The sequence below is a fragment of the Nocardiopsis sp. TNDT3 genome, assembly GCF_003427465.1.
GTDB classification, from domain to species: Bacteria; Actinomycetota; Actinomycetes; order Streptosporangiales; family Streptosporangiaceae; genus Nocardiopsis; species Nocardiopsis dassonvillei.
Genome location: NZ_QPFC01000229.1, coordinates 1 through 10,733, shown reverse-complemented (window position 1 = coordinate 10,733; position 10,733 = coordinate 1). Strand labels below are relative to the sequence as shown.

The window sequence follows — 10,733 nt, the reverse complement described above, 5'->3', positions numbered from 1 at the left end:
GCCCCGGAGAACTGGCGGCCGAGGATGCGCGGCGCGATCGCGATCAGCACCGACTCCACCACGACCATCGCCGCGGCGGTCAACCCGAGTGCGGGCCAGCCGAGCCCCAGCAGGAACACCATGCCCACGGCGGCGGCCAGCACCGCGCACACCTCGCACACCACGCGCAGGAACAGCAGCACGTTGAGGTGGCGGGTGGGGTCCGCCGACACCCGCTCCCAGCGGCGCCCGGACTTGGCCACGCGCTCACCGGAACTCGCCTCGGGCAGGCCCACCGACATCACACGGGTGACGGCGACCTCCGCGGCCACCAGGAAGCCCGCGACGGCGGTCAGCACCAGGGCCACCGCGAACGCGCTGATCCACTCCACGGGCTCACCGGTGGTCAACGGGGCGATGTCAGGCCAGGCCGACGGAGTCATCGGGCGCTCTCATCCCCTTCGGCCCCGGCCGCCTCGCGCTCGCGCCAGGCCGCGAGGATCTCGCCCTGGAGACCGAACATCTCCTTGTGCTCCTCGGGCTCGGCGTGGTCGTAGCCCAGCAGGTGCAGGATGCCGTGCGTGCACAGCAGGTCGATCTCCGCCTCGGTGCCGTGCCCGGCCTTCTCCGCCTGGCGCTCGGCGACCTGCGGACAGATGATCACGTCCCCCAGGACGCCCGGCTCGCTCGTGCGGCCGGGGCCGCCGGGGCGCAGTTCGTCCATCGGGAAGGAGAGCACGTCGGTGGGGCCCGGCTCGTCCATCCACCGCACGTGCAGGTCGGCCATCGGCTCCTCGTCCACGAGCACGACGGACAGCTCGGCCAGCGGATGGACGCGCATGGCGTCGAGCACGTGACGGGCCAGACGGGAGAGCCTCTCCTCGTCCACGGTGGTGACGCCGGACTCGTTGGCGACGTCGATACTCATGGTTGCGGCTGCCTTACCTAGGGATCGCGGGGCCGGGCGGAGTGCCCGGCCGGTGGTGCGGCGCGCCGGTCCGGCGCGCCCTCGGCAACCGAACCGGTGGACCCGCCTGCGGCGGGCCCACCGGTTCGAACGCCGTGGGGTCGTGTTCCTCGGGCCGTGTCGGGTCCGAAGGCCCTCGGCGGAACACCCCTGTCTCAGTCTGCCTGTTCCCCGTCGCCGGCGCTCCCCGGCTCCGCCGGGGTGTCGGGGGCGACGCGGCGCGCGGACCCGCGGCGGGAGCGGCCGCCCCCGGCGGACCCCCTGCCGTCCCGGGCGTCGCCCTGGGCGGCGTCGTAGCGCCCGTAGGCGTCCACGATCTTGCCGACCAGCTTGTGCCGGACGACGTCCTCACTGCTCAGGCGGCAGAAGGCGATGTCGTCGATGTCACTCAGGATGGACTCGATGGTGCGCAGACCGCTGGTCTGCCCGCCGGGCAGGTCGACCTGGGTCACGTCACCGGTGACCACGATCTTGGAGCCGAACCCGAGCCTGGTGAGGAACATCTTCATCTGCTCGGGCGAGGTGTTCTGGGCCTCGTCCAGGATGATGAAGGAGTCGTTCAGGGTACGGCCGCGCATGTACGCCAGCGGCGCGACCTCGATGGTCCCCGCCGCCATGAGCTTGGGGATGGAGTCGGGGTCGAGCATGTCGTGCAGGGCGTCGTAGAGCGGGCGCAGGTAGGGGTCGATCTTGTCGTAGAGGGTGCCGGGCAGGAAGCCCAGCCGCTCACCGGCCTCCACCGCGGGGCGGGTGAGGATGATCCGGTTGACTTCCTTGTCCTGGAGCGCCTTGACCGCCTTGGCCATGGCCAGGTACGTCTTGCCGGTACCGGCGGGGCCGATGCCGAACACCACCGTGCGCTGGTCGATGGTGTCGACGTAGCGCTTCTGGTTGAGCGTCTTGGGACGGATGGTCTTGCCGCGGTTGGACAGGATGTTGGTGGTCAGCACGTCCGCGGGGCGCTCGGCACCGGGCGAGCGCAGCATGTGGACCATGCGTTCGATGGTGTCGGGGGTGACGTGGGTGCCGCTCTTGGCGAGTTCGATCAGCTCCTCGACGAGGCGGACCACGACGGCGGTCTCCTCCGGGGAGCCGCTGATGGTGAACTCGTTGCCGCGCACGTGGATGTCGCTGTCGAAGGCCCGCTCCAACGCCCTGAGGAGTTCGTCCCTGGAGCCCAGCAGGCTGACCATCGTGTGCTCGTCGGGCACCACGACCTTGACCTGGGTGTCCCGTGGCGGGTGCGTGTGCGTTGTCTCGGACATGGTGAGGCCGTGCGGCCGCTGTCCCTACCCTTCGGTCGGGCGCCTTCCCGACCCCTGCGGGAGGCGCACCTGGTGGACGGTCCCGGCGCCGCGGACGGCGCCCGGTCGGAGCTTGCGCGCCGGTGTTCCCCATGGTCACACCGAACCCTCGAAGCCCACAGCGACGAGTCTACCAAGGCGCCTCCGCCCGACTCGATCCGTTATTTCCGCCTGTGGACAACGTGCGGGAGGAGTGGGGTCGGGGGCGTCGGCGTCCGCGCGCGGGACCGGTTCGCGCGCCTCCTACCCGGGGGGCCAGTTGAGCCCGCGGCCGCCGAGCAGGTGCCCGTGGAGGTGGAAGACCGTCTGCCCGGCGCCGCTGCCGGTGTTGAACACCAGCCGGTAGCCCTGGTCGGCGACGCCCTCGTCCACGGCCACCTCGTGCGCCACCCGGACGACCTCGTCGAGCAGGCCGGTGTCCGCCGCCGCGGCCTCGGCGGCGTTGGGGTGGTGCTCGCGCGGGATGACCAGCACGTGCGTGGGCGCCTGGGGGTTGATGTCGCGGAAGGCGACCGCGCGCTCGCTCTCGCGCACGATCTCGGCGGGCACCTCCCCCTTCACGATCTTGCAGAAAAGACAGTCGTCCTGGGCCATCGCTCACCTTTTTTTGCGTCTGCGCGACCGCCGAAAGGGCCGCCGTATCGGGTTCGTCCGGGACCATGATGCCGCAGGTCGCCGTCGGGCGGGCCCGCGGCGGAGGGCTTGGGAGGCACTGTGGGCGAGCGGATTCGGCGACGCCCGGCGCCCCGGGCGCGATAGGCTTTCCACCCGTGCGCGTCAGGTCGTCGGCTCCGTCCGGCCCCGGCCATATTCCCGCGTGTTCGGATTGAAACGCACGTCTACCTGGAAAAGAAGAGGTATGCCCTTTCGTAAACCCCGCGACAAGGGTGTGCGTCGAACTGATGTGACGACAGAAACCATGGTGGCCGGTGCCACCACGGCACCGCTCTCGGTGGAGTGGGACGCCGACCACGCCGTGACGGAGCTCTACCGGGAGCACTACCGTCCGCTCGTTCGGCTCGCCGCCCTGCTGGTCCGCGACCACGCGACCGCGGAAGAGGTCGTCCAGGACTCGTTCGTCGCCATGCACGGAGCGTGGCGCCGCCTGCGCGACCCGAACAAGGCCCTGTCCTACCTGCGCCAGGCCGTGGTGAACAAGGCCCGGTCCGTACTCCGCCACAGGGCGGTCGTGGAGAAGCACGCGCCCAAGGCCCTGCCCGACGCCCCCAGCGCGGAACACGGCGCGCTGAGCCTGTTGGAGCGCGAAGCCGTCATCCGCGCCCTGCGCAAACTACCCACCCGTCAGCGAGAGGCCATCGTGCTCCGGTACTACGGCGACCTGTCCGAGGCACAGATCGCGGACGCCATGGGGATCAGCCGGGGCGCGGTGAAGAGCCACACGTCCCGCGGTATCTCCGCGCTCCGCTCTGTTCTGGAGCAAACGACATGACCAGCCCCACGAACCCCACGAACGATCCGTTCGAGGAGCAGCTGCGCCACCTGCTCAAGGCCGAGGCCGACACGGTCACGACCTCTCCCGAGGCGTTGAACCTGATCCGTGAGCGCACTGAGCGCAGCCGCGGTTCGGCCTGGTTCGGTATGCCCTGGCTACGTCCGGCGGTGGCGGTGGCGGGAGCCGCCCTGATCGCCGGGTCCGTGGTCATCTCCAGCCCCCAGGTCCGCGACCACGTGCTGGAGATCGTCCCCGCGGGCGCCGACCGCGAGGGCGCGCCCGCCGAGGAGGAGGGCGAGGGCGGCGGTGTGATCGCTCCGGACCCCTCCACCGGCTCCGTGGACGGCACCACCCAGCAGGAGGAGGAGCCGCCGCGCGACCCGGCCTCCTCCCCCACCCCGGAGGACGACGAGCAGGAGCCCGCTCCCTCCGAGGAGGGCGTCACGGCCGCCACCACGTGTCCGACGCCCGAGGAGCCCGCCTCCCCGGCCCCGTCCAGCTCCGAGGGGGAGAAGGGCGAGAAGGCCGCCTCCGAGGAGGAGTGCGAGCCCAGCGACGAGCCGAGCAGCGGCACCGGCGACGGGTCCACCGGCGAGGAGGGCGGCGGCGACGGCGGCGGAACCGGTGGTGAGGAGCCGTCCGGCGGCGACGGCACCGGCGGCGAGGGCGGCGGGACCGGAGGCGACGGAACCGGCACGGGCGGCACCGGCACCACCGGAGGCGACAACGGCGCCAAGACGGCTCCCAGCAGCTGACACGCCCCTCACGGAGGGTCCGTCCCCGTACACGCCGGGGCCGGTCCCGCGCAGGAGTCACCCGCTGGACACAGACACACGGGGGGCGCCCGGACGCGTTCGGGCGCCTCCCGTGTGTTCAGCGTCGGTCCGTGCGCCCTACCAGCGGCCGGTGCGGGCCTGGAGCACCGACAGGGCGGCGACCCCGGCGGTGGAGGTGCGCAGCACGCTCGGCCCCAGCAGCGCCCGGACCGCGCCCGCGGCGTCGAACGCCTCCAGCTCGGCGTCGGAGAAGCCGCCCTCGGGACCGACCACCACGACGACGTCGGCGTCCTGTCCGACAGGCGGTTCCAGCTGTGACAGGCGGCTGGCGCCGTCCTCGTGCAGCACGACGCCCAGGTCCGCCCCCGCCAGCAGTTCGACCACGGCGGTGCGGTCGGCGAGGTCGGCCACCTCGGGCAGCCGCGCACGCCGGGCCTGCTTGGCCGCCTCGCGGGCGGTCGCACGCCACTTGGCCAGCGCCTTGGCGGCGCGGTCGCCCTTCCAGCGGGTGACGCAGCGCTCCGCCGCCCAGGGCACGACCGCGTCCGCTCCGGCCTCGGTCATCATCTCCACGGCCAGTTCGCCCCGGTCGCCCTTGGGCAGTGCCTGGACCACGGTCAGGCGGGGGCGGGGCGCCGGTTCCTCCCGGCGCTCCACCACCGCGCAGACGATGTGGTCCCCGCCCACGGCGGTCACCGTGCAGCGGGCGCGCAGACCGCGTCCGTCGGAGAGGTCGACGGTCTCGCCCTCCCGGATGCGGCGCACCACGGCGGCGTGGCGGCCCTCGGCGCCGTCCACCGTCACCCGGTCGGCCGCCAGGTCGGCGGCCTCGACCAGGAAGACCGGCGGCGTCACTTGGCGCCGAAGGCGTCGCGGATCTTGGAGAAGAACCCGCCGTGTCCGGGACTGAAGCGTCCCGGGGTCTGGTCCTCGCCGCGCAGTTCGGCGAACTTGCGCAGGAGGGCCTCCTGCTCCTCGTCCAGCCTGCTCGGGGTCTCCACGTCGACGCGGATGCGCAGGTCGCCCCGGCCGCCGCCGTCGAGGTGGCTGACGCCCTTGTTGGGGAGGGTGATGACGTGGCCGGAGTTGGTGCCCGGGCGCAGGTCGATGTTCTCGGTGCCGTCGAGGGTGTCGAAGGCGAAGGAGGCGCCCAGCGCGGCGGCCGTCATGGGGACGGTCACCGTGCAGTGCAGGTCGTCGCCGCGGCGTTCGAAGGTGGGGTGCGGGCGCTGGATGATCTCCAGGATGATGTCGCCGCGCGGTCCGCCGTTGGGGCCGACCTCGCCCTCCCCGGCGAGCTGGATGCGGGTGCCGTCGTCGACGCCCGCGGGGATCTTGACGGTGCGGGTGACCTTCTCGCGCACCCGGCCCTCGCCCGCGCAGTCGCCGCAGGGGTTGGTGATGACCGAGCCCTGGCCCGAGCACTGGGGGCAGGGGCGGGAGGTCATGACCTGGCCGAGGAAGGACCGCGTGACCTGGGAGACCTCGCCCTGTCCGTGGCACATCTCACAGGTGGTGCGGTGCGAACCGGCCGCCGTCCCCTCGCCCTGGCAGGTCTCGCACAGGATGGCGGTGGGGAAGGTGATCTCCTTGCTGACCCCGAACGCGGTCTCCACCAGGTCGAGTTCGACGCGGATCTTGATGCTGCGCCCGCGGCGGACCCGTTCCCGGGGGCCGCGCCCGCCGGGCTGGCCGCCGCCGAAGAAGGCGTTCATGATGTCGTCGAAGGCGAACCCGCCCGCGCCGCCGAAGCCCCCGGCCCCGCCGCCGCCGGGCGCGTAGGGGTCCTGGCCCATGTCGAACATCCGGCGCTTGTTCTCGTCGGAGAGGACCTCGTAGGCCTGGGTCACCTCCTTGAAGCGCTCCTGGGTTGCGGGGTCCGGATTGATGTCCGGGTGGAGTTCGCGCGCGAGCCGCCGGTAGGCCTTCTTGATCTCGTCCTTGGACGCGTCGCGACGCACTCCGAGAACCTGGTAATAGTCTCTGGCCACTGGGTTACTGTCCTGCCAAAATCTGTCCGACATAGCGAGCCACGGCGCGTACTGCTCCCATCGTCCCCGGATAGTCCATCCGGGTGGGTCCCACCACACCGATCTTGGCGAGCGACTGGTTTCCCACACCGTAGTCCGCCGACACGATGGAGGTGGACCTCAGGCCCTCGTGGAAGTTCTCCGCGCCGATGCGCACCGTGAGCATCGACGGGTCCTTGGCCTCTCCCAGCAAACGGATGAGGACCATGTTCTCTTCCAGTGCCTCCAGGACGTCCCTGAGGCTGGCGGCGAAGTCGACGGCGGCGAGGTTGGCCGTCCCCGCGAGGACGATCTTCTCCTCGTGCCGCTCGACGAGGCTCTCCAGCAGGACGGAGAGGACCGACACCGCCATCTGGCGGTGTTCGGGCGCCACCTGCGGAGGCAGGTCCTCCACCGCGTCGGGCACGTCGCCGAGGTGGCGTCCGGCGATGGCCCGGTTCAACATCGCGCGCAGGTCGTTGACGGCGGCCTCGTGGACCTCTCCCAGGCCGTCGATGACGCGCTGCTCGACCCGGCCCGTGTTGGTGATCACGACCATCATGATCCGCTGACCCCCGAGGGGGACCAGTTCCACGTGCTGCACCGACGAGCGGGTCAGCGACGGGTACTGGACGATCGCGACCTGGCGGGTGAGCTGCGCGAGGAGCCGCACGGTCCGGGCGACGATCTCGTCGAGGTCCACGGCGCCGGTGAGGAAGGACTCGATGGCGCGCCGCTCCGCGCTGGAGAGCGGTTTGACCGAGGAGAGCCGGTCGACGAAGAGCCGGTACCCCTTGTCCGTGGGAACGCGTCCGGCACTGGTGTGCGGCTGCGCGATGTAGCCGTCCTCCTCGAGGGCGACCATGTCGTTGCGGATGGTCGCCGGGGAGACTCCGAGCCGGTGCCGGTCGGCCAGGGCCTTGGAACCCACGGGCTCGTTGGTGTTGACGAAGTCCTCGACGACGGCACGCAGGACCGCGAGCTTGCGCTCATCCAGCACTCGCCACCTCCTGGCACTCCATGGTCCTCAGTGCTAAGTCTACGCCCGGCCGCAAACCCTGACGGTTACCCGCGGGTGGTGAAGCCGCGGCGCGGCCGTGCCGCCCCTGCTCCCGCCGGGCACGCGGCACGCGCCGCGGCCGACGGGGCGCCGGCGCGCGCCACCAGTAGACTGCACGACCGTGGCTACCAAGGGAACCGGCCGTTACGGCCGCGACGTGCTCGCCGGGGACTGGCGCCGCCCGAAGAAGAAGGCGGTCCGCGAGGTGCCCCTGGAAAGGGAACTGGTCGTGGAGGACGCCGAGGAGGCGTTCTGCGGGGCGGTGATGGCCTGGGACAAGGCCACCGTCACGCTGGAGGACCGGCACGGCCGCCGCCGCGTGTTCGACCTCGCCCCCGCCGCGTTCCTGGTCGACGGCGAGCCGGTGACCCTCGTGCGCCCCTCCGCCGCTCCACGGGGGCCGCTGCGCAGCGCCTCCGGGTCGGTGGCGGTACCGGGCGCGCGGGCGCGCACGGCCCGGGAGAGCCGGATCTACGTGGAGGGCGTCCACGACGCCGAACTGGTGGAGAAGGTCTGGGGCCACGACCTGCGCGTGGAGGGGGTGGCCGTCGAGTTCCTGGAGGGGGTCGACGACCTGCCCTCGATCGTGGCGGAGTTCTCACCCGGGCCCGGCAGGAGGCTGGGCGTCCTGGTGGACCACCTGGTGCCGGGGTCCAAGGAGACGCGGATCGCCGAGCGGGTGCGCGGCGAGCACGTGCTGGTGGCCGGGCACCCCTACGTCGACGTCTGGCAGGCGGTGCGGCCGGGTTCCGTGGGGATCGGGGCATGGCCCGAGGTGCCGCGCGGCGTGCCCTGGAAGGAGGGGGTCGTGAGCGCCCTGGGCTGGCGGATGGAGACGGGAGAGGCGTGGCGCCGGATCCTGGGGTCGGTCCGTACCTATGCTGATCTGGAGCCGGCTCTGCTCGGCCGGGTGGAGGAGCTGATCGACTTCGTCACCGGGCCGCACCCGGACGCTCCCTAGCGAGCGCTGCGCGCGGGAGGAGCGGTAGGACCTAGGATTTGACCTGGGCGAGGCGCCGGTCCCCGTGTCCGGTGCCGAGGTCGCCCGCCTCCGGCCCGCGCGGTCGTCGGTACAGCACGGTAGTACAGAACCTCCCTCTCATCAGCGGAGCCAAGGAAGAGCATGAGCCAGACCCCGACGAACCCCCCGCCCCCGGAGGATCCCCACCGGGGACAGCAGCCGGAGCACGGGCAGGACGGTCAGCAGGAGTACGGACAGCGGCCCCCGCAGCCGGAACCCGGCCAGCAGCCCTCCTACGGGCAGCCGTCCGGGGCGCAGCCGCCCTACGCTCCGCAGCCCGACCAGGACCACGGCCAGCCGCCCTCGGGTGCGCAGTCCCCGTACGCCCCGCAGCCCGACCAGGGCTACCAGGGCTACCAGGGCTACGGCCAGACCCCGGGGGCGCAGCCCGACTTCGCACCGCCCCCCGGCGCCCCGTCGCCGTACGCGCCCCAGCCCGGTCAGGGCCAGCCCGCCTACGGTCAGTCCTCGGGCGCGCAGTCGCCGTACGCCCCGCAGTTCGAGCAGGGGCAGCAGGGCTACGGCCAGGCCTCGGGGGCCCAGCCGGGTTACGGGCAGCCCTCCGGCGCCCAGCCCGGGTACGGCCAGGCCCCTGGAGCCCAGCCCGGCTACGCCCCGCAGCCCGAATACGGTCAGCAGCCCTACGGCCAGCCCCAGCAGGGCGAGTACGGCCAGCCCCCGGCCGGACAGCAGCAGCCCGGTTTCGCACCGCCGGAAGGCGCCCCCGAGCAGCCCGGCTACGGGCAGCAGGCGGCCTACGGCCAGACCCCGGGGGCGCAGCCCGCCTACGGCCAGCCCTCCGGCGCGCAGTCCCCGTACGCCCCGCAGCCCGACCAGGGACAGCAGGGCTACGCCCAGGCGCCGGGAGCCCAGCCCTCCGGCGCCCAGCCCGGCTACGCCCCGCAGCCCGAGTACGGTCAGCAGCCCTACGGCCAGCCCCAGCAGCCCCAGCAGCCCCAGCAGGGCGAGTACGGCCAGCCCCAGCAGGGCGTCTACGGCCAGCCCGCCCCGGGCCAGCAGCAGCCCTACCCGGGCGCCCCCGCGGCGTACGGGCAGCCGGGCGTTCCTGGCCAGCCCCAGCAGGGCGCGCCGGGCGGCGACAACAGCACGCTCGTGGCCATGCTCGCCCACCTGTCGGGCTTCGTGATCGCCTGCCTGGGTTGGATTCCGCCTCTGGCCGTCTACTTCGCCAAGCGCAACCAGTCGCCGTTCGTCCGCCACCACGCGGCCGAGGCGGCCAACTTCCAGCTCACCCTGCTGATCCCCTACCTCTTCGCGTGGGTGGCCTTCATCGGCCTGGGTATCTTCTTCCCGGAGCTGTCCTGGATCGGATCCCTCCTGGTCGCCCTGATCTGGATCGTCGCTATCGTGTTCGGCGTCCTGGGCGCCAACGGCGCCAACAAGGGGACGTGGTACCGCTACCCGGTGAGCATCCGCCTGTTGAAGTGATCCGCTCCCGCACGCAGTCCGAGCGCATCCGCACGAAGGAACCCAACATGTCCTATCCCAGCAACCCTCCCGAGGGCCCCTACGGTCAGGGCCAGCAGCCCGGCCAGGACTCCGGCGGCTACCCCTCCCAGCACGGTTACCCCACCGGTGGCCAGCCCGGCTACCAGCAGGGCGGCTACCCGCCCCCGCCCGGCCAGCCCGGGTACGAGCAGACCGGCGGATATCCGAACCAGCCCGGTGGCTACCCCGGCCAGCCCGGGTACGAGCAGACCGGCGGCTACCAGTCCCACTACCAGCAGGGCGGTTACGGCCAGCCCCCGCACGGCGCCTACGGCCCCTCCTCGGCCACGACCGGCCAGCCCAGTCCGGACGAGCGCCAGATGGCGATGTTCGCCCACGTGGGCGGCGGCGTCATCGGCTGGCTCGTGCCGCTGATCATCTTCTTCGTCAAGAAGGACGAGTCGCCGTTCGTCCGCAACCAGGCCGCGCAGGCGCTGAACTTCCAGCTCCTGATCCTGATCGGCTACCTGATCTCCAGCGTCCTGATGATCGTCATCATCGGGTTCCTGACCTGGTTCATCTGCTGGATCGCGGCCGTCGCCCTCGGCATCATCGGCGGTGTGGCCGCCAACCGGGGCGAGTGGTACCGCTACCCGTTCAACGTCAGCTGGATCAAGTAGTCCGGCGCTTCGGCGGACGCGAGGGGGCCCGGCCG

General features: G+C 72.2%; 12 protein-coding genes. 5 read left to right on the top strand and 7 right to left on the bottom strand.

Annotated elements, in window-relative coordinates:
* The 4 genes from DQW06_RS06320 to DQW06_RS06305 form a co-directional block, all read right to left on the bottom strand.
* On the bottom strand, positions 1–422 hold a 422-nt coding region (locus DQW06_RS06320; protein WP_117198132.1), incomplete at its 3' end, for a CNNM domain-containing protein.
* On the bottom strand, positions 419–907 hold the full coding sequence (gene ybeY, locus DQW06_RS06315; RefSeq protein WP_013151760.1) for an rRNA maturation RNase YbeY: 489 nt from the start codon (positions 905–907) through the stop codon (positions 419–421). The genes DQW06_RS06320 and ybeY, both read right to left, overlap by 4 nt.
* A 194-nt stretch (positions 908–1,101) precedes the next feature.
* A complete protein-coding gene (locus DQW06_RS06310; RefSeq protein WP_013151759.1) occupies positions 1,102–2,211 on the bottom strand; it encodes a PhoH family protein in 1,110 nt (369 codons plus the stop codon).
* A 282-nt stretch (positions 2,212–2,493) separates the two neighbouring features.
* Positions 2,494–2,844, bottom strand: coding sequence for a histidine triad nucleotide-binding protein (locus tag DQW06_RS06305; protein ID WP_117198131.1), 351 nt, complete (start codon positions 2,842–2,844; stop codon positions 2,494–2,496).
* A gap of 325 nt (positions 2,845–3,169) precedes the next feature.
* Here DQW06_RS06305 and DQW06_RS06300 point away from each other — a divergent pair, with 325 nt between their 5' ends.
* Together DQW06_RS06300 and DQW06_RS06295 are read left to right on the top strand one after the other, a co-directional pair.
* On the top strand, positions 3,170–3,700 hold the full coding sequence (locus DQW06_RS06300) for a SigE family RNA polymerase sigma factor (protein ID WP_013151757.1): 531 nt from the start codon (positions 3,170–3,172) through the stop codon (positions 3,698–3,700).
* Entirely contained in the window at positions 3,697–4,458 is a 762-nt protein-coding gene (locus DQW06_RS06295) for a hypothetical protein (RefSeq protein WP_117198130.1), read from the top strand. Before DQW06_RS06300 ends, DQW06_RS06295 begins: the two co-directional genes overlap by 4 nt.
* Positions 4,459–4,596: 138 nt before the next feature.
* On the opposite strand, the gene DQW06_RS06290 is transcribed toward DQW06_RS06295, so the two are convergent.
* Genes DQW06_RS06290 through hrcA form a run of 3 tightly spaced genes read right to left on the bottom strand, consistent with a single transcriptional unit; the run spans position 4,597 to position 7,488 of the window.
* On the bottom strand, positions 4,597–5,334 hold the full coding sequence (locus DQW06_RS06290; protein WP_013151755.1) for a 16S rRNA (uracil(1498)-N(3))-methyltransferase: 738 nt from the start codon (positions 5,332–5,334) through the stop codon (positions 4,597–4,599).
* Entirely contained in the window at positions 5,331–6,470 is a 1,140-nt protein-coding gene (gene dnaJ, locus DQW06_RS06285) for a molecular chaperone DnaJ (protein ID WP_013151754.1), read from the bottom strand. The genes DQW06_RS06290 and dnaJ overlap by 4 nt, the downstream gene beginning before the upstream one ends.
* A gap of 4 nt (positions 6,471–6,474) precedes the next feature.
* Positions 6,475–7,488, bottom strand: coding sequence for a heat-inducible transcriptional repressor HrcA (gene hrcA, locus DQW06_RS06280; protein ID WP_013151753.1), 1,014 nt, complete (start codon positions 7,486–7,488; stop codon positions 6,475–6,477).
* Positions 7,489–7,669: 181 nt separating this feature from the next.
* Here hrcA and DQW06_RS06275 point away from each other — a divergent pair, with 181 nt between their 5' ends.
* The 3 genes from DQW06_RS06275 to DQW06_RS06265 all read left to right on the top strand — a co-directional run bounded on the left by DQW06_RS06275 (position 7,670) and on the right by DQW06_RS06265 (position 10,698).
* Positions 7,670–8,509: a DUF3097 domain-containing protein gene (locus DQW06_RS06275; RefSeq protein ID WP_013151752.1), complete on the top strand. Its 840-nt coding sequence runs from the start codon at positions 7,670–7,672 to the stop codon at positions 8,507–8,509.
* A gap of 1,179 nt (positions 8,510–9,688) precedes the next feature.
* Positions 9,689–10,018: a DUF4870 domain-containing protein gene (locus DQW06_RS06270; protein WP_041553046.1), complete on the top strand. Its 330-nt coding sequence runs from the start codon at positions 9,689–9,691 to the stop codon at positions 10,016–10,018.
* A gap of 47 nt (positions 10,019–10,065) precedes the next feature.
* The gene (locus DQW06_RS06265) at positions 10,066–10,698 is read left to right on the top strand and encodes a DUF4870 domain-containing protein (RefSeq protein ID WP_013151750.1); all 633 of its coding nucleotides are present in this window, start codon (positions 10,066–10,068) and stop codon (positions 10,696–10,698) included.
* Positions 10,699–10,733: the final 35 nt, after the last annotated feature.